The following is a 19,175-nucleotide window of genomic DNA, read 5'->3' on the forward strand; positions in this document are numbered from 1 at the left end:
GCCCTGGTGACCCGCCGCGACGGCACCCAGGAGAAGCCGAGCTTCCTCGAGGAGCTCTTCGCGCCGGTGGCCGGGTTCGGTGTCTCCTTCGGGACGATGTTCCGCAAGATCTACACCGAGGAATACCCCGAGAAGCCCCGCCCGACCGCGGCCCGCTTCCATGGCCGCCACCAGCTCAACCGCCACCCGGACGGGCTGGAGAAGTGCGTCGGCTGCGAGTTGTGCGCGTGGGCGTGCCCGGCTGACGCGATCTACGTCGAGGGTGCGGACAACACCGAGGAGGCTCGATTCTCGCCCGGTGAGCGCTACGGCCGCGTCTACCAGATCAACTACCTGCGCTGCATCTTCTGTGGGCTCTGCATCGAGGCGTGTCCCACCCGGGCCCTGACGATGACCAACGAGTACGAGCTCGCCGACAGCGAGCGCGCCCCGCTGATCTATGAGAAGCACCAGCTGCTGGCTCCGCTGAAGGAGGGGCAGCTGCCCCCGCCGTTCCCGATGGCAGAGGGCGCCTCCGAGCGCGACTACTATCGCGGGGCCGTGACCGCACCGACGCTGGCCCAGCGTGACTATGCCTTCGCGCGTGACAAGGCGTCCCAGCGTGCTGCCCAGGCTGAGCAGGCCGCGTCCGTCGCACCGGGTGACGAGCACGGCAACGACCACGAGGAGGTGACCCGGTGAGCGGAGGTGAGGCCCTGCTCTTCTGGGTGCTCGGCCCCGCCTGCGTCCTGGGGGCTCTCGGGCTCCTGTTCGTGCGCAAGGCCGTGCATGCCGCGATGGCCATGGCGATGGTCATGGTCGGTCTCGGCATCTTCTACATCGCCCAATACGCCGAGTTCGTCGGGATCATTCAGATCTTCGTCTACTCCGGTGCCGTCATGATGCTGTTCCTGTTCGTGGTCATGACCGTCGGTGTTGGCTCGACCACGTCCAGCATCGAAACCATCGGCGGTCAGCGCATCTGGGGATGGATCCTGGCACTGCTGTTCATGGGCCTGGCCATGTTCGGGCTCGGCAAGGTCACCTTCCCTGAGCCCGTGGGGCTGGAAGCAGCCCAGAGCGAGGGCACCGTCACCGCCCTGGCGCGGGAGATCTTCAGCCACCAGGTCTTCAGCTTCGAGGTCCTCGGCTCACTGTTGGTGATCGCCGTGATGGGCGCCATGGTGCTCGCGCACCGCGAGCGGCTCACCCCGAAGCGCACGCAGCGCGAGCTCGCGGCCAACCGCATCCGCTCCAACACCTTCGTGGCGGGCAAGCCGGCGCCCGGTGTCTACGCCCGGCACAACGCGTCGGACACTCCGGCCCTGCTGCCGGACGGGACACCGGCCGAGCACTCTGTCCCGCGTGTGCTCGTCGCGCGTGGTCAGGCTCAGCCCGTGCCCTACCAGGGTGTTGACCCCTCCGGAGACCCGACCGAGACCGAGGCGGCGGACCGTCCGGTGCCGCCCACAACTGAGCGGGGGGAGCAGGCATGAACCTGTCCGCCTACATCTACCTGGCGACGCTGCTCTTCACGATCGGTGCTCTGGTCGTCCTGCTGCGCCGCAACACCATCATCGTGTTCATGGGTGTCGAGCTCATGCTCAACGCCTGCAACCTGGCGCTCATCACCTTCGCGCGCATGCACGGCACCGTTGACGGGCAGGTCTATGCCCTGTTCGTCATGGTCGTCGCTGCCGCAGAGGTGGTCGTCGGACTGGCCATCATCATGTCCATCTATCGGGCGCGTCGCTCGGCTTCGGTCGACGACGCCAACCTGCTGAAGCTGTAAGGAGCGAGCTGCGTGTCTGTTCTCGAGACATCGGTCGGCGTCGCACTCGCTGACCCCAGTGCGGTCCGGGCCGTGGAGGCCACCGGGACCTCGGCGCTGGCCTGGCTGCTGATCGCCCTGCCACTGCTGGGCGCCGCCCTGCTGCTGGTCGGTGGTCGGGCCACTGACACCTTCGGGCCACTGTTGGCCACCGTGCTGTCGTGGGGCAGCTTCGTCGTCGGCGCCCTCGTCGTTCTGCAGCTGTCCGGCCTGGGGGCCGACGAGCGCAGCATGTCGATCCCACTGTGGGACTGGGTGAGCGCCGGTGACCTGACGCTGCACGCTGGGTTGCTGGTCGACCCGCTGTCGATGGCGTTCGTGCTGCTGATCACCTTCGTCGGCTCACTGATCCACGTCTACTCCCTGGGCTACATGGCGGACGACCCGGACAAGCGCCGGTTCTTCGCCTACCTGAACCTCTTCGTCGCGGCGATGCTCATCCTGGTGCTGGCCGACTCCTACCTGCTGCTGTTCGTCGGCTGGGAGGGTGTGGGTCTGGCCTCCTACCTGCTCATCGGGTTCTGGAACCACAACCCGGCCTATGCCAGCGCGGCCAACAAGGCCTTTGTGGTGAACCGCATCGGAGACTTCGCCCTGCTCATCGCGATGGCCTGGATGCTGGCCACCTTTGGCGGGCTCGACTTCGCGACGGTCCACGGCGATGCCGCCTCGGCGACGCCCGCGGTGCTGACCGGCATCGGACTGCTGCTCCTGGCCGGGGCCTGTGGCAAGTCCGCCCAGTTCCCACTGCAGAGCTGGCTGGGCGACGCGATGGCCGGCCCGACACCGGTGTCGGCACTGATCCACGCCGCGACCATGGTCACCGCCGGTGTCTACCTCATCGTGCGCAGCCAGGCCATCTTCGATCTGACACCCGATGCCCGGCTGGCGGTCGCCATCGTCGGTGGCATCACCCTGCTGTTCGGTGCGATCGTCGGTTGCGCCAAGGACGACATCAAGAAGGCGCTGGCAGCCTCCACGATGAGCCAGATCGGCTACATGATGCTCGCGGCCGGCCTGGGCCCGATTGGCTACGCCTTCGCGATCTTCCACCTGATCACGCACGGCTTCTTCAAGGCCGGCATGTTCCTCGGTGCCGGCTCGGTCATGCACGGCATGGCCAACCGCGTCGACATGCGTCGCTTCGGCGGGCTCTCTCGCGTCATGAAGGTCACCTGGTTGACCTTCATGGCTGGCTGGCTGGCCATCCTGGGCGTGCCACCGTTTGCTGGGTTCTGGTCCAAGGACAAGATCATTGAGTCGGCCTTCGTCGACCAGGGCGCTGGCGCCTGGCAGCCGTGGGTCTTCGGTGGCGTGGCCCTGATCGGCGCCGGCATCACCGCCTTCTATATGTCGCGTCTGTTCTTCATGACCTTCCACGGCAAGACACGCTGGGAGGACGACATCGACCCCCACGAGTCACCGCTGTCCATGACGGTGCCGATGATGATCCTGGCGGTTGGCTCGGTCGCGCTGGGCTTCCTGCTCAGCTGGAACGACACCTTCACCAACTGGCTCGAGCCGGTCACTGGGCATGTGGAGCACCACGAGCCGGTGATCTCGGTGCCGGTGATCATGACGCTCACGCTGGTCCTCGTCGCGCTCGGCGCCGGCCTGGCCTGGCTCCGCTTCGGCCGCGACGAGGTGCCGGTGGTGGCTCCGGAGGCGTCCTTCGCGACCCGCGCGGCGCGCAAGGACCTGCTGCAGGACGAGTTCAACGAGACCTTCCTGCGCCGTCCTGGGGCGGCCCTCGTGGTCGGTCTTGAGGCCGCAGACAAGGACGTCGTCGACGGCGCCATGGTCGGCGGCACCAGCCGCGGCGTGGCCGGTCTGGCGAACGTCGTGCGACAGGCCCAGAACGGCTTTGTCCGCTCCTATGCCCTGACGATGCTCGCTGGCATCGTCGCCATCCTCGGTGCTGTGTGGGTGATTCAGTGATGTCAGACATGCCCTGGTTGACGATCCTGCTGGCGGTGCCTGCGCTGGGTGCTCTCGCCCTGGTCCTGATGCCCCGTGGCTTCGCCCGGTCCCGGGAGTTTGCCCTCGGGGTGTCCCTGGTCACCCTCGCGATCGCGCTGTTCGTCGGCCTCGAGTTCATCGTCGGCAACGGCCACGTCCAGCTGCAGGAGACCTACTCCTGGATCCCGCAGTTTGGCGTGAGCTTCGCCCTGGGCGTCGACGGCATCGCGCTGTCGATGATCCTGCTGAGCGTGATCCTGGTGCCGATCTGCCTGATCGCCGCCTGGGACGACGTCCCGTCCGACGGCACGCGGCGCCAGCAGGGCTACGTCGCGTGGATCCTGCTGCTCGAGGCCATGATGATCGGTGTCTTCGCGGCGACCGACGTCTTCCTCTTCTATGTCTTCTTCGAGGCCATGCTGGTCCCGGTCTACTTCCTGATCGGGCAGTACGGCGGACCGGAGCGGGCGGCCGCAGCGACCAAGTTCCTGCTCTACTCCCTGCTCGGCGGACTGATCATGCTGGTGGCCGTCATCGGTCTCTACGTGGCCGGCCCCGGCGGCAGCGAGGGCTTCCTGCTGGAGAACCTGACCGGCCTGGAGATCGGTGGGGTGACCGAGAAGCTGCTCTTCCTCGGCTTCTTCATCGCCTTCGCGATCAAGGCCCCAATGTTCCCGGTGCACACCTGGCTGCCCCAGGCAGCGACCGAGGCCCGGCCGTCCACGGCGGTCCTGCTGGTTGGGGTGCTCGACAAGGTTGGCACGTTCGGGATGCTGCGCTACTGCCTGCAACTGTTCCCCGAGGCCAGCAAGTGGGCGACCCCGTTGGTGCTGGTCCTCGCGGTGATCTCGATCATCTACGGCGCGCTGCTGGCCATCGGCCAGAAGGACATGATGCGCCTGATCGCGTTCACCTCGATCAGCCACTTCGGGTTCATCGTCCTGGGCATCTTCGCCATGACCACCATCAGCCAGACCGGGTCGACCCTCTACATGGTCAACCACGGCTTCACCACCGCGGCGCTGTTCCTCATCGCGGGCATGCTCATCGCCCGCCGCGGATCGCGCAACATCGCCGACTACGGCGGGTGGCAGCGGGTGACCCCGGTCATCGCCGGCACCCTGCTGGTGGCTGGCCTGTCCGGCCTCGCCCTGCCGGGCCTGAACGCCTTCGTCTCGGAGTTCATGGTCATCGTGGGCACCTTCCAGCGCTATCCGGCAGCCGCAGTGCTCGGCGCCACCGGCGTGATCCTGGCGGCGCTCTACATCCTGCTCTGGTATCAGAAGATCGCCACCGGCCCCAAGCCCGAGAACCTGTCGACCACCCGCGACATGACGGTCCGTGAGAAGTTCGTCGTCGTGCCGCTCATCGGTGCCCTCCTCGTCCTCGGCTTCTATCCCAAGCCCGTCATCGACATGTTGGAGCCCGCGGTGACCATCACCCTGCAGCACGTCGGAGTCACCGACCCGGCGCCCGCCACCTCCGCCGATGGGAGTGAGGGCTGATGTTCGTCGCACCTGAGATCGACTATCTGGCGCTCCTGCCGCTCATCGTCGTCTTCGCTGGCGGTCTGATCGGCTGTCTGCTGGAGGGCTTCCTGAAGCGACAGCAGCGGGTCAGCGCCCAACTCTGGCTGACCATCGGCACGCTGGTGGTCGCGCTGGTCACCCTGATCTGGGTGGCCCGGGACAACCAGGGCATCACCGCGGCCGGGGCGGTCACCGTCGACGGCCCGACCCTGATGATCCAGGGACTCCTGCTGGTGCTGTCCATCCTGGGTGTGCTCGTGATGAGCGAGCGCCTGGGCGGCACGACACCGGATGCGTTCACCCAGTCCGGCGTCTCCGTCCCCGGGTCGGCCGAGGAGGCCGACGCGGTGCGTCTGGGCGGCACCACCACCGAGATCTACCCGCTGACACTGCTGGCCATCGGCGGCATGATGCTCTTCCCGGCGGCCAACGACCTGATCCTGATGTTCATCGCGCTCGAGATCCTCTCCCTGCCGCTGTACATCCTCTCCGGCCTGGCCCGGCGTCGTCGCCTGCTCTCGCAGGAGGCCGCGCTGAAGTACTTCCTGCTCGGTGCCTTCTCCTCCGCGTTCTTCCTGTTCGGTGCGGTCCTGCTCTACGGCTACTCCGGCTCGATGCGCCTGGACGTGATCGCCGAGGCCATCGGCACGCAGACCGGCATGGACGGCCTGCTGATCCCCGGGATCCTGCTGCTGGCCACCGGTCTGCTCTTCAAGGTCGGCGCGGTGCCCTTCCACTCCTGGACCCCCGACGTCTATCAGGGCGCACCAACCCCGGTGACCGGCTTCATGGCCGCGTGCACCAAGGTCGCTGCCTTCGGGGCGATGCTCCGACTGTTCTACGTCGGTGTGGAGGCAGCCCGCCTCGACTGGCAGCCCATCCTGGCCGTCGTCGCGGCGATCACCATGGTGGTCGGAGCGGTGGTGTCCATCGTGCAGACGGATATCAAGCGGATCCTGGCCTATTCCTCGATCGCCCACGCCGGCTTCATCCTCACCGGGCTGCTGGCCATGGAGCAGGTCGGCGCCTCGAGCACGATGTTCTACCTGGCGGCCTACGGCTTCATGACGGTGCCGGCCTTCGCGCTGGTGGCGCTGGTGCGCTCGGCCGGCAGCGAGGCCACCCACGTCAACCAGTGGTCCGGGTTGGGCAAGCGCTCACCGTGGATGGCCGCAGCCTTCTCGTTCCTGCTGCTGGCCTTCGCAGGGATCCCGCTGACCTCCGGGTTCACCGGCAAGTTTGCGGTCTTCGCAGCAGCGATCGCCAACGACTACGCCTGGCTCGCGGTGATCGGTGTCCTCGCCAGTGCCGTGACGGCCTACATCTACTTCAAGGTGATCGTCACGCTCTACTTCGGCGAGACCCGCACGGACACGGTGGTCGTCACCCCGTCCGCGCTGACGACCTTCGCCGTCGTCTGCGGCGTTCTGGTGACCCTCGGCCTGGGCGTGGCTCCCGCGCCGGTCCTCGACCTGGCAGCCAACGCCGCGCAGTTCCTGCGGTGACCGGGCAGGACGTGTCCCCCCAGCTCGTCCCCGGTGTTGACTCGGACCTCAACGACCGGCTGCTGGCCGGTCTCGGTGCCGTCCAGCAGCGGTTGACGGAGGTCGTCGACCACGAGGACGAGTTCATCGCCGGGGCCGCGCGCTATCTCAGCGACGCTGGGGGCAAACGCTTCCGTCCGATGCTGACCCTGCTTGCTGCGGAGGTCGGTCCGCTCTCCTCCGAGGAGGTCGCGCAGACGCAGGTCGTCGACGCGGCCGTGGGGGTGGAGCTGACGCACCTGGCCTCGCTCTATCACGATGACGTCATGGATGAGGCCGAGCTGCGCCGAGGCGTCCCCAGCGCCAATGTGGTGTTCGACAACTCGACCTCGATCCTGGTGGGGGACCTGCTCTTTGGCACCGCCTCCAAGATCATCTCCGGGCTCGGGGCCGAGGCCGTGGGCATCCAGGCGGACACCTTCGTCCGGCTCTGCGCCGGGCAGATCCGCGACGACCGGCCCGTGCCGGCCGGTGCCGAGCCGGTTGAGCACTATCTCGGGGTCCTCGCCGACAAGACCGGCTCCCTCATCGCCACGGCTGCCCGCTATGGCGCCATGTTCTCTGGGTGCGACGCACCGACGGTCGCGCTGCTCACCGAGTACGGCGAGAAGGTTGGCATGGTCTTCCAACTCGCTGACGACCTGCTGGACATCGCCTCCGACTCGGCGGACTCAGGCAAGACCCCGGGCACCGACCTGCGCGAGGGCAAGGCCACCCTGCCGGTGCTCATCGCCCGCGCCTCCAGCGACCCAGCCGACGACCGGCTCAAGGAGCTGGTGGCTGGACCGATCCAGGACGAGGCCGAGCTGGCCGAGGCCCTGACGCTGCTGCGTGCCCACCCCGCGATGGACACCGCCCGGGCCCACACCCTGCGCGTGGCCGACGAGGCACGGGCGACGCTCGAGCCGCTCGGGGAGGGGCCTGCAGTCCAGGCGCTGCGCCTGCTCGTCGACGGCGTCGCCCTGCGCTCCTCCTGAGCCCAGGCTCACGCCATGACCGTCCGCGTGGAGGACAGCGCCGCGCGCTGGCCGCAGGCCGGGACCGCCATCGTCGAGTGGACGCCACGAGCCCGGCTCACGGTTGAGCGTGCCTGGCTGTCACCAGAGGAGTTGACCCGCGGGCAGCGCCTCGTGCCACCGCTGGGGGAGCAGTGGCTGGCGGCCCGCTGCTGGGTCCGGGCCAGACTCGCCCTTCGGCTGGGGTGTGACCCCGCCGACGTCCCGCTGCTGGCCGACGAGCGAGGGCGGCTCTTCCTCGACGGGTGCGTTGGCCCCGGGGACTTCAACGTCTCCCACACCCAGCACGTGCTGGCGCTGGCCGTCTCCGGCAGCCGCGTGGGGGTCGACGTCGAGGAAGCACCACCGGCCGGTGAGGATCTGGTCGCTCTGGCGCAGGTCGTCGGGACCGTCGAGGAGGTGGACCAGCTCCGCCACCTGCCAGAAACCGAGAGATCGGCGGCCTTCCAGCGCTGGTGGGTGCGCAAGGAGGCGGTCCTGAAGGCCGACGGCGCCGGGTTCCTGAGCGATCCCCGGCTGGTGCATGTCGGGGTCACCCAGGTCGAGGCACCGGAGCCATGGACCGTGCTGGACCACGGGCCTCTCCGGCACCCCGACGCTGAGGTGACCAGTCCGCATACGCTGCTGGCAACCGCCCACGACACCCCCTCAGGTGCCGTGTCGACGCGTGTCCTTCAGGTGTCGACTTCGACAACCCTGCGTTAGCATCTGGGACTGGCGAGATATGCCGCGGCCACAGGGGGTGGCCGGTCACGATCGTGGGGAGTTTTCATGTCAACGATGACGGATCAGGCACGCGAGGTGTCGACGACAGCCGGGACGCTCGACGAACTGGTCAGGGCGAGCGTGGAGCGGGCACCGGACGCACCGGCCGTGCGCCATCAGGGGACCGCGGTGTCCTACGCGCAACTCTGGAGCGAGGTCGAGCGATGGTCGACCGCCCTCGAGAGCGCAGACGTCTCGCCGGGTGACCTGGTCGGCGTGTGCCTCGAGCGGACACCGACCCTGATCGCGGCCCTCGTCGCGATCCACCGGGCGGGCGCGGCGTATGTGCCGCTGGACCCCGCCTATCCAGCCGATCGCATCGCGTTCATCGTGCAGGACTGTGGCGCCACCCTGGTGCTCGCTCAGGCGGCCACCCAGGGCGTGCTCGGCGACCGAGCCCGCGTGCTTGCAGAGGACCTGACCACCGAGCCAGGGGCTGGTGACGGGTGGACCCGGTCTCGCTCGTCGGTGTCCGACACCGCCTACGTCATCTACACCTCGGGCTCCACGGGTCGCCCCAAGGGTGTCGTGATCGAGCACCGTCAGGCCCTCGCGCTGGTGCGGTGGGGGCTGGACACCTATTCCGCGGACGAGTTGTCGGGCGTGCTGTGCAGCACGTCGATCTGCTTTGACCTGTCGGTCTTCGAGATCTTTGTGACGCTGGCTGCTGGGGGCACCCTGGTGTTGGCTGAGAACGCGATGGAGCTGGCGACGCTGCCCGACCGCGACCACGTGCGGCTGGTCAACACGGTGCCGTCGGCGATGACCGTCCTCACCGCTCACGGCGACCTGCCGCCATCAGTCCGGACGGTGAACCTGGCCGGCGAGCCGCTCACCCGGGCCCTCAGCGATGCTGTCTACGGCAACCCACAGGTGGAGCGGCTGCTCAACCTCTACGGACCGAGCGAGGACACGACCTACAGCACGGCCAGCATCGTCCCGCGTGACTCAGCCGCGGAGCCGACGATCGGCACGCCGCTGCCGGGCACCCGTGCCCACCTGCTTGACGAGCGGGGGCGGCCGGTTGCGGACGGTGCGGTGGGCGAGCTCCACCTGGCCGGTGCTGGCGTTGCCCGGGGCTATCTGGGACAGCCGGCCCTGACGGCGGAGCGTTTCCTGGCCGACCCCGATGCGCCGGGGGAGCGCATGTATCGCACGGGCGACCTGTGCCTGCGTGGTCCCGACGGCCAACTGCACTATCGCGGCCGCACCGATCACCAGGTCAAGATCCGCGGGTTCCGGGTCGAGCTCGGCGAGATCGAGGCCACCCTGGTGCAGCACTCCGCCGTGAGCTCGGCGGTGGTGGTGGTCCAGTCCGGTGCAGTGTCGGGTCCGGCTCTGGTCGCCTTTGTCCAGGGACCGTATGCCGAGGGGTTGCCTGCCGAGCTGACCGCCCTGGTCCGCGAGCGGCTGCCGCACTACATGGTGCCGTCCGCCGTCGTGCGGCTGGAGCGGTTGCCCCTGACCCCGAACGGCAAGATCGACCGTGCGGCACTGCCTCCGGTTGACCTCGGCGACCGGTCGGCTCCGGCGGTCGGCTCGACCGCCGAGAGCGACGACGAGCGCCTCGTCGCGCACGCGTGGAGTCAGGCCCTCGGTCTGAGCCAGGATGCACCGGTCGACGTCGCGTTCGCGGACCTGGGTGGCAACTCGTTGCTCAGCGCCTCGGTGCTGCACCGGTTGGCCGAGCGCACGGGCCGCCGGATTCCGCTGAGCGACTTCCCGGTCGGTGCCACCGCGGCTGACCTGGCACGGGTCCTGGCGTCGACGCCGTCTGCGGCCGAGGCGCCCCTGCGATGGGGCGCGGAGGGAACTGGCCGGGTCTATCCTCCGGCGCCCATCCAGGTTGAGTTCTTCGTCCTCGACGAGCTGTCACAAGGGCAGTCCGCAGTCAGCGTGATGCCGCTGCGCGTGACCGTGGACCAGCCCCTGGACCTCGATCTGCTCCAGCGCGCCCTGGACCTGCTCCCGCTCCGACACGAGGTGCTGCGCACGTCTCTGCGCTCCGACCGCGAAGGGGTCGTGGCCACCATCGCCGACCCTTATCAGGTGCCGCTGACCGTCGTCAGCACGGTCCCTGAGCTCGAGGCCCAGGCCCTGCTGCCCCTCGACCTGCACCGTGGGCGGTTGCTGGCGGCAGCGGTGCTCGAACCATCCGGTGCGGACGGGACAGACCTGTTGCTGCGAGTGCACCACGCGGCCTGTGACGGGTGGTCGATCCGACTCCTCCTGGCCGACACCGCCGAGGTCTATGCCGCTCTCGCGGCCGGCCGTGAGCCGGAGGCTCCCCGGGCCCGATCTTTTGCCGACGGCGCCCAGTGGTTGCAGGAGGCGCGGGAGCATGATGCCGACCGGTTGCGGGACTACTGGGTCAACCGGGCGGAAGGACTGGACCCGTCCGTCACCCTGCCACCCACCGCGCCGTCTCGCCCACGCACCGGAGTCCGTCCGGGAGACGTGCTGCGACACGAGCTGGACCCTGCGCTGTTGGAGCGGGTGAGTGCCTTTGCCGCTGCGCACCACGTCACCGTCTATGCCGTGCTCACCGCGATCACCGCCATCCGATTGCACCGGGAGTCCGGGGTCCCCGATGTCTCGTTCCGGGTGCCGGTCAGCAATCGTCGCCACCCAGATCTGGAGGAGGTCATCGGCCCCTTTCTGGAGACGGCCGCGGCGCGCATCGACGTCAGCGGGGACCCGACGTTCATCGAGTTGGCCCGGCGGGTTACCGACAGTGCTGTGGTGGACCTCGAGCACTCCTGGGCACCCTCAGCGGACATCCTGGGTCCCATCGGAGTGAACCGCGACGAGCACGGACAGCCCCTCGGCCAGCTGCTCGTCGCGGTTCAGAACTATGGCCGCCCCCAGCACGAGGTCGACGGCACCACCTGGAGCTATCACAGCGAACCGACCAACGGCGGGGCCAAGACGGACATCGGCTTCTTCTGGGAGCTCGGCATCCCCTCCGGTCCGGTGCTCAACATCGAGTTCGACACCGACCTGCACACGGCAGAGGGCATCGGTCGCTATAGCGAGCAGTTGCTGCGCTTGTTGGAGGGTGCGCTCGAGGCACCCGAGCAGCCGATCAGTGCCCTGGCCTGGGCAGGCCCGAACGACGTGGCCGCCGTGCGTGAGCACAACCTGGCCGAGCCGCTCGTGGCTGCACAGACGGCCCCCGAGCTGGTGTCGGCGGCGTGTGCCCAGACACCTGCAGCCACGGCTATCTTGTGCCCGCGACGCGGAGCCGTCAGCTATGCCGAGCTGGACCGCCGTGCCCGGGAGCTGGCAACCCGGATCAGCAGACTCACGGGCGGGGCTGGGACGGAACCCGTCGCCGTGGCCGCCAGACGCGGGGCCGACGGGATCACGGCGATGCTGGCGGCCTGGTTCTCGGGCCGTCCCTACCTGCCGCTCGACACCCGGCATCCGGTGCCCCGCCTGCGCGACATCCTGGAGGACAGCGGTGCCGCCGTCCTGGTCGCCGACGCGTCCGCACCAGACGGTCTCGCCGACCTGGCCCCCGTCATCTCACTCACCGAGCAGCCCGAGGGTGCCGACGAGTCCCCGGCGGGGACGGCCGAACGCGGGTCGGTGGTCCTTCCCACCGCATCCGACCCGGCCTATCTCATCTACACCTCCGGCTCGACCGGCAAGCCCAAGGGGGTGCGGATCAGCCACGGCGCCCTGGCCAGTTTCCTGCAGGCCATGGGCGAGGTCGTGCCGCTGACGGCACAGGACACGATCACGCACGTCACCACCCCGTCCTTCGACATTGCAGGACTGGAGGTGTGGCTCCCACTGGTCTGTGGTGCTCAGGTCGCGGTGATCGATGAGGACACCGCGCGTGACGGGTTTGCCCTTGCTGCGGCCATCTCGCAGGCGGGGGCCACCGTCGTGCAGATGACACCGTCCGGCTGGGGTCTGCTGCTCGATGCTGCCTGGCCTAAGGGCCCACCCGTGCGTGCCCTGATCGGGGCGGAAGCGGTCCCACCACTGGTGGCGGCGCAACTGGTGGAGCGGTGCGCCGAGACATGGAACGTCTATGGCCCCACCGAGGCGACGATCTGGTCCTGCGTGCACCAGATCCGCCCGGAGGACACCCGGGGCAGCACCGTGCCCGTCGGCCGCCCACTGGGCAACACGCGGGTGTGGGTGTTGGACCCGGTGGGGCACCCGACCGCAGTGGGTTCGGTCGGCGCGATCCACCTGTCCGGGAGCTCCCTGGCTGACGGTTATCACGGGCGGGACGATCTGACAGCGGAGGTGTTCACCACCGGCATCCACCTGCCCGGTGCTCCGCGCATCTATCGCACCGGGGACCTGGGACGACTGCGCCACGATGGACTGCTGGAGTGCCTCGGCCGTGTTGACCACCAGGTCAAGGTCCGCGGCGTGCGCATCGAGCTCGACGAGGTCGATGCGGCGCTGCGGGCCGCGCCCGGTGTGCGCCGCGCCTCGTCCACGGTGCAGGAGGATGGTCCGGCTGCCGGGCAGCTGGTCGGCTATCTGGTCCCGGAGTCCGACGACATCGACACGGACACCGTCCGCGAGTTCCTGACCAGTTTGTTGCCGGACGCCATGGTGCCGACCCTGTGGCAGCAACTGGAGGAGCTGCCCCTGAACTCCAGCGGCAAGGTCGACCGCCGGGCACTGCCCGAGCCGGATCCGGAGCGGGGGCGGGGTGACCGCGCCGACGGTGCCGAGCTCACCGAACTCGAGGAGTTCCTGGCGGAGCTGTGGCTCAGGCACCTGCCCGTCGAGGAGGTGCCCGCGACGACCAACTTCTTCGAGATCGGCGGTCACTCGCTGTCGGCCACGCGGGTGGTGGCCGCCGTCCGTGAGGACTTCGGGCTGCCGATCACGGTCAGCACCCTGTTCCACGCCCCGACGTTGCGAGGCTTTGCCGCCGCGATCGAGGAGGCTCTGGTCCAGGACGAGTCCGAGGGAGTGTCCTGATGGCGCCCGCACCTGAGGGAACTGCCGCCCGTGCGGAGCTGGTCAGTGAGCGGTTGCGGATGGCACGGGAGCGCAGACAGCGGGGGAGCGGACCGGGCCAGCAAACCGATCACCACGGTGCAGACGGTCACCAGGCTGGGCACGATGGCGGCGCGCACGGGACGCTTCAGCACCGCGCGGACCTGCCGCCGGCCTTGTCGTCGGCGCAACGCAGACTGTGGTTCCTGAGTCAGCTCGAGCCGGACTCGGCCGCATATCTCATCCCGGCGTGCCTGGACCTGCGCGGACCACTGGACCTGCAGGCGCTGCACCGGGCATGGGACCAGGTCGTCGAGCGACACGAGGTGCTGCGCACCCGGATCGTTGCCCAGGACGGTGAGCCGGTCCCGGCGGTGGACTCTGCACCGGCTGGGGCATGGAACGTCATCGAGGTGGACGAGGTTGCTGACCCCGCTGCGCTGCAACGGATCACGGATGAGGAGGTGAGCCGCCCCATCGATCTGTCGACGGAGCAGCCGTGGCGGGTCACCCTGGTCCGCTCCGGCCCGCAGCAGCACCGCCTGCTCATCACGCTGCATCACATCGCGTCCGACGGCTGGTCGGTCTCGGTCCTGCTCCGCGACCTGGAGCGGGCCTATCGCGGCGAGAATCTCACCGGCAGCGGGTTGCAGGTTCTCGACGTCACGCACTACCGCGAGGGACCGGAGGGCGCCGAGGGCGGGCGCCTGAGCCACTGGACCGAGCACCTGGCCGGGGCGCCACGCCTGCTGGAGTTGCCGACGGATCGGCCCCGGCCGGCCACCGCCGATCCCTCGGGGGACACCGTCCGCGTCCCCCTCGACGCACGCGCGGGCCGAGCGGTCCGTGAGCTGGCCGCGGCGACCGGCACCACGGCATACATGGTCTTCCTGACGGGGCTGCACCTGGTCCTGGGGCAGTGGGCACGCACCGACGACATCGTCGTCGGGACACCGGTGGCCGGTCGTTCGCGCACCGAGTTTGAGGATCTGATCGGGTGCTTCGTCAACACTGTCGCCCTGCGCACGCGCTCGAGCGAGACCGACACGGTTAACGACCTGCTGGCCCACGTGCGCACCATCACCAGCGCAGGTCTGGGACACCAGGCGATCGGCTTTGAGCAGGTTGTCGAGGCACTCGGCCTGGAGCGGGACGTGTCGACGACGCCGCTCTATCAGGTCTCCCTCACGGTGCACACCGAGCCGGGGGTCGAGTTGTCCATCCCAGGGGTCGAGGCGACCTGGCTCGACGTGCTGGCCCCCGTTGCCAAGTGTGACCTGGGCCTGCACATCGAGGGTGGGCTGCTCGGGTCCAGTGACCAGAGCGCTGACGACGTCACGATCTCGGTGACCTATCGCACTGCGCTGTTCGATCGGGAGACCGTGACCCGGCTGGTTGGTCACCTGGAGCAGGCCGTGCGGTCCATGAGCCAGGACCCCACCCAGCTGCTGAGCGAGGTCTGCCTGCTCACGGAGGCGGAGCTGGCTGAGCTGCCCGCCCAGGTTGGCGCCGACGTCGCCGTGCCGACGCCGATCGGGCAGGGGTCCGTCGGCGATGTTGTGCGCTCAGTCGCGCAGCGCCACCCCAACCGCGTCGCCGTGACGTCTCGAGGGGAGGATCTGACGTATGCCGAGCTGCTGGCTCGCGTCGAGGGCGTCGCCGATCGGTTGCGAGACCTGGGCATCGGTCGTGGTGACCGGATCGGCCTGTTGGTGGAGCGGTCGTGTGACGTGGTCGTCGGCATGCTGGCGGCCTTCCGCGTTGGCGCGGCCCACGTGCCGCTCGACCCGATGTATCCCGACGGGCGACTGGCCGCCCTGATCGAGGCCGCCACCCCGGCGGTGGTGCTGAGCCAGAGCCATCTCCTCCCGCGACTGCCTGAGGCAACAGCTGATCGCGCCGTGGACCTCCGCGAGGTGTCGGCCAGGACTCCCACCGACCAGACCGATGAGGCGCGGGGCGAGGACGTGGCCTATGTGCTCTTCACGTCGGGCACGACCGGGGCACCCAAGGGGGTGCAGGTCGAGCACCGGCACCTGCTGGCCTATCTCGCAGGCCTGCGGGAGGTCATCGGGGTCCGGGACGGCTGGTCGTGGGCGATGATGACCACGCCGTCAGCCGATCTCGGACTGACCAACCTGCTCGGAGCGCTGACCAGCGGTGGCCGAGTCCACCTGCTCACCTACGACGAGGTCACCGACCCCGACACCGTGGCGGCATATTTCCGGAACCACCGGATCGACGCGATGAAGCTGGTGCCGAGTCACCTGCAGGCGCTCTGGGACGAGCGGGACCCGACGGCGGTGCTGCCCGGCACCGCCCTGATCCTGGCCGGTGAACCGTGCCCCTGGGAGCTGATCGATCGCGTCCGGGCGGCTGCTCCGGGTCTGGCGGTTCACAACCACTACGGTCCCTCCGAGACGACTGTCTCCGTCATGGCGCTGCCGCTCGCGGGTGCTGTGCGGCAGGGAACCGTCGTGCCGCTCGGTCGCCCCTTCCCCGGGACCCGTGCCCACGTGCTGGACCCGGCTGGTCGGCCGGTGCCGGTCGGCGTCCCGGGAGAGTTGGTCATCGCCGGGCCGACAGTCTCGCGCGGCTATCTGAGCATGCCGACGGAGACGGCCCGTGCGTTCGTCGCCGAGCCGTCGCTCACCAGCACCGGTCCAGGTGGCGTGAGTCCGGGTGCCGGTCGGGACCATGACGAGCGGGCCTATCGCACCGGGGACTTGGTGCGTCGACGGCCCAGCGGTGACCTCGAGTTCCTCGGCCGCTCCGACGACCAGGTGAAGATCCGCGGCTATCGCGTCGAGCCGGGTGGTGTCGCCCTGGCCGTCCGGGAGTGCGCGGGCGTCGAGGACTGCTTCGTGCTGGTGCGCGAGGACCTTCCTGGCCAGCGCACCCTCGTCGCCTACCTGACGACGGAGGGTCCGCCCGACGTGTTCGACCTGGCTGCCGTGCGCGAGGAACTGCGCGATCGGCTGCCCGACTACATGGTCCCCTCGGACCTGGTGCCGCTGCCCACGCTGCCACTCACCGCCAACGGCAAGATCGACCGTGCTGCGCTGCCCGCTCCCGACGTCTCGCTGCGTCGGTCCGGCCCCGCCGCGGCACTCACCGGACCCACCGAGCACCAGGTGGCGCGGGTCTGGCAGGAGATCCTGGGCCTGGACGAGCTTGGAGCCGAGGACAGCTTCTTCGACGTCGGCGGCGACTCCTTCAGCGCCGTGCGCGCCGTCCGGGCCCTCGGCTCGGACGTGTCGGTGGTCGACCTGTTCCGCAGTCCCACGGTCCGTGCGCTGGCCGCCTGCATCGATGACCGTGCCGGGGGAGAGGTGGGCGAGGCGGGACTGCTGGTGTCACTGGGCGATCGGCGGGGACCAGCCGAGGTGCACGTCGTCTGTGTGCCCTACGGCGGTGGCAGCCCGGTCACCTTCGCGCCGCTGGCCGAGGCGATGCCGGACCACATCGCGGTTCACGGTGTCGACCTGCCCGGCCATGACACGTCGCGGCGGGACGAGACACCACGGCCCCTGGTCGACGTGGCCGCCGACCTGGTCCCCGAGATCCAGGCCCTGGGGGGCGACGTCGTGCTCTACGGCCACTGCCTCGGGGGTGCGCTCGCCGTCGAGACGGCGCTGCAGCTCGAGGCGGCAGGGACCTCGGTCCTCGGCGTCGTTGAGGCCGGCACCTTCCCCGCCGCCCGGCTGCCGGGCCGCTTCGCCCGTGCGCTCGATCGAGTCCTGCCGACTGATCGTCTCCTGTCGGATCGGGCCTATCACGACATGCTCCGCTCGCTCGGGGGCTTCACCGACGTCGTGGACCCGGCAGACCGTTCCTTCCTGATCAGGGCGCTGCGCCACGACGCCCGCGAGGCCGAGGGCTATTACACCGACCGTTACACCGACGTCGAGGCCGGGCGAGTGGTGCCCCATCTCGAGGCGCCGTTGCTGTGCGTCGTGGGTGATCGGGACCGCGCCACCGAGCTCTATCAGGAGCGGTTCGCCGAGTGGGCCGACTTCTCGCAGGACGTCGACCTGGCGGTGATCGACCGGGCGGGTCACTATTTCCTGAAGCACCAGGCCGAGGAGTTGACCGGGGTGCTGCGCGGGACCATCGATCGGTGGAGGCGCGGCGAGCGACCCCGCGCCGAGCCAGCGACCGCCCGTGCCCGCGAGGCCTCCACCAGGACCTTCCTGCTGGTGGCCATCACCCAACTGCTCTCGATGATCGGCACCGGCCTGACCAGCTTTGCCCTGGGCGTGTGGGTGCTGCAGGAGACCGGGTCCGTCAGCCGATTCGCGATGATCTCGGTGCTCGCCATCGCTCCAGCCATCGTGCTGTCTCCAGTGGCGGGCGCCGTCGCAGACCGCTTCGACCGACGGCGGGTGATGATCCTGTCCGACACTGCGGCCGGTGTGGCCACCGCGGCGCTCGTCTGGCTCCTCGCGATGGGACAGCTCGAGCTGTGGTTCATCTATCTCTTCGCGGGCGTGGGGTCGGTGGCCAACGCCTTCCAGCGCCCCGCCTATCTGGCAGCCGTCACCCAGTTGGTGCCCAAGCGCTACCTCGGCCAGGCCAACGGCCTGGTCACGCTGGGCGCCTCCGCAGGTGACCTGATCGCGGCGCTGCTCGGCGGCATACTGATCGGATTTTTTGGCCTGGTCCCGGTGGTGGCCATCGACGCCACCACCTTCGTGCTGGCATTTGTAGTGCTGCTGTGCGTGCGCTTCCCGGATCGGTTGTGGATCCGGCGCGAGGAGACCTTCCGGGCGGAGATTGCGGGCGGCTGGCGCTACATCGTGCGGCGTCGACCACTGGTGGTCATGGTCGTCTTCTTCGTCGTCTTCAACTTCCTGTTTGCCGTGCCGGTTGTGCTGGCCACCCCGCTGGTGCTGGAGGGCAGCTCACCCCAGGTGCTCGGCGCGGTCCTGGCTTGTGGGGGCATCGGTGCCCTCCTCGGCACGCTGCTCATGGCGGTCTGGGGCGGCACCCGGCGCCGGGCCCTGGGCATGATCGGAGGAACGATCACCCTCGGGCTGGCCGTGGTCCTGCTCGGTGCCACCACCCAGCCGATCGTGCAGGGTTTGGCGATGCTGGTGACCTATGGCTCCTTGCTGGTGCTCAACGCCCACTGGCTCGCCCTGATCCAGACCAAGGTGGGGTTGGAGCTCCAGGGCAGGGTGCTGGCGATCAATCAGATGCTGGCGATGTCGACCATGCCGTTCGGTTTCCTGGTGGTCGGGCCGCTGTCGGACTGGGTCGGTGACCGCGCCGGTGGTGGGCCCCTCGGCGCGCTGGAGGATGCGCTGCACCTCGGCTCGGTGGCTGGGGTGGGGCTGACCCTGGTCGCGACCGGTGTGCTCATCACCGTGTGGGGTGTCTTGGGGATGTCAGTGTCTGCACTGCGCACCATGGAGGACGCGCTCCCGGATGCGCTTCCGGACGCCGAGATTGCTGACGACCGCGACGAGTTGCAGGCGCAGGCCGACGAGGCGCTGCGGCAGCACCTGGCGACGAGTCGGACCTGAGCCGACGCTGAGGGGCCGGGCGTTCACCCGGCCCCTCAGGCCTGCAGACC

The 19,175-nt window shown here is 69.2% G+C and carries 10 protein-coding genes; all 10 read left to right on the top strand.

Features of this window, described 5'->3' with window-relative positions; all coding sequences use genetic code 11:
- Window positions 1-3 precede the first annotated feature (3 nt).
- The 10 genes from nuoI to NF556_RS04025 all read left to right on the top strand — a co-directional run bounded on the left by nuoI (window position 4) and on the right by NF556_RS04025 (window position 19,125).
- Entirely contained in the window at window positions 4-681 is a 678-nt protein-coding gene (nuoI, locus tag NF556_RS03980; protein WP_252595704.1) for an NADH-quinone oxidoreductase subunit NuoI, read from the top strand.
- Window positions 678-1,475 (top strand): NADH-quinone oxidoreductase subunit J, encoded by a 798-nt coding sequence (locus tag NF556_RS03985; RefSeq protein WP_252594213.1) that lies wholly within the window; start codon window positions 678-680, stop codon window positions 1,473-1,475. Before nuoI ends, NF556_RS03985 begins: the two co-directional genes overlap by 4 nt.
- On the top strand, window positions 1,472-1,771 hold the full coding sequence (gene nuoK, locus NF556_RS03990; protein WP_252594214.1) for an NADH-quinone oxidoreductase subunit NuoK: 300 nt from the start codon (window positions 1,472-1,474) through the stop codon (window positions 1,769-1,771). Before NF556_RS03985 ends, nuoK begins: the two co-directional genes overlap by 4 nt.
- Window positions 1,772-1,783: 12 nt before the next feature.
- Window positions 1,784-3,748, top strand: a complete 1,965-nt coding sequence (gene nuoL, locus NF556_RS03995) for an NADH-quinone oxidoreductase subunit L (RefSeq protein ID WP_425606957.1) — start codon at window positions 1,784-1,786, stop codon at window positions 3,746-3,748.
- Complete coding sequence (locus tag NF556_RS04000; protein WP_252594215.1) at window positions 3,748-5,274, top strand: NADH-quinone oxidoreductase subunit M; 1,527 nt, start codon at window positions 3,748-3,750, stop codon at window positions 5,272-5,274. Before nuoL ends, NF556_RS04000 begins: the two co-directional genes overlap by 1 nt.
- Window positions 5,274-6,803 (top strand): NADH-quinone oxidoreductase subunit NuoN, encoded by a 1,530-nt coding sequence (nuoN, locus tag NF556_RS04005; RefSeq protein ID WP_252594216.1) that lies wholly within the window; start codon window positions 5,274-5,276, stop codon window positions 6,801-6,803. Before NF556_RS04000 ends, nuoN begins: the two co-directional genes overlap by 1 nt.
- Window positions 6,800-7,819, top strand: coding sequence for a polyprenyl synthetase family protein (locus NF556_RS04010; protein WP_252594217.1), 1,020 nt, complete (start codon window positions 6,800-6,802; stop codon window positions 7,817-7,819). The genes nuoN and NF556_RS04010 overlap by 4 nt, the downstream gene beginning before the upstream one ends.
- A 15-nt stretch (window positions 7,820-7,834) precedes the next feature.
- Complete coding sequence (locus NF556_RS04015; protein WP_252594218.1) at window positions 7,835-8,563, top strand: 4'-phosphopantetheinyl transferase family protein; 729 nt, start codon at window positions 7,835-7,837, stop codon at window positions 8,561-8,563.
- 66 nt (window positions 8,564-8,629) lie between these two features.
- The gene (locus tag NF556_RS04020) at window positions 8,630-13,579 is read left to right on the top strand and encodes a non-ribosomal peptide synthetase (protein WP_252594219.1); all 4,950 of its coding nucleotides are present in this window, start codon (window positions 8,630-8,632) and stop codon (window positions 13,577-13,579) included.
- Entirely contained in the window at window positions 13,579-19,125 is a 5,547-nt protein-coding gene (locus NF556_RS04025) for a non-ribosomal peptide synthetase/MFS transporter (protein WP_252594220.1), read from the top strand. The genes NF556_RS04020 and NF556_RS04025 overlap by 1 nt, the downstream gene beginning before the upstream one ends.
- The last annotated feature ends 50 nt before the right edge of the window (window positions 19,126-19,175 follow it).

The organism is Ornithinimicrobium faecis (assembly GCF_023923225.1).
Lineage (GTDB): Bacteria > Actinomycetota > Actinomycetes > Actinomycetales > Dermatophilaceae > Ornithinicoccus > Ornithinicoccus faecis.

What these genes read in the sequence shown, in the direction of transcription:
- nuoK (WP_252594214.1), top strand. Translation starts at nt 1,472, where the DNA reads ATGAACCTGTCCGCCTACATCTACCTGGCGACGCTGCTCTTCACGATC.
- NF556_RS04015 (WP_252594218.1), top strand. Translation starts at nt 7,835, where the DNA reads ATGACCGTCCGCGTGGAGGACAGCGCCGCGCGCTGGCCGCAGGCCGGG.
- NF556_RS04025 (WP_252594220.1), top strand. Translation starts at nt 13,579, where the DNA reads ATGGCGCCCGCACCTGAGGGAACTGCCGCCCGTGCGGAGCTGGTCAGT.
- NF556_RS04020 (WP_252594219.1), top strand. Translation starts at nt 8,630, where the DNA reads ATGTCAACGATGACGGATCAGGCACGCGAGGTGTCGACGACAGCCGGG.
- nuoN (WP_252594216.1), top strand. Translation starts at nt 5,274, where the DNA reads ATGTTCGTCGCACCTGAGATCGACTATCTGGCGCTCCTGCCGCTCATC.
- NF556_RS04000 (WP_252594215.1), top strand. Translation starts at nt 3,748, where the DNA reads ATGTCAGACATGCCCTGGTTGACGATCCTGCTGGCGGTGCCTGCGCTG.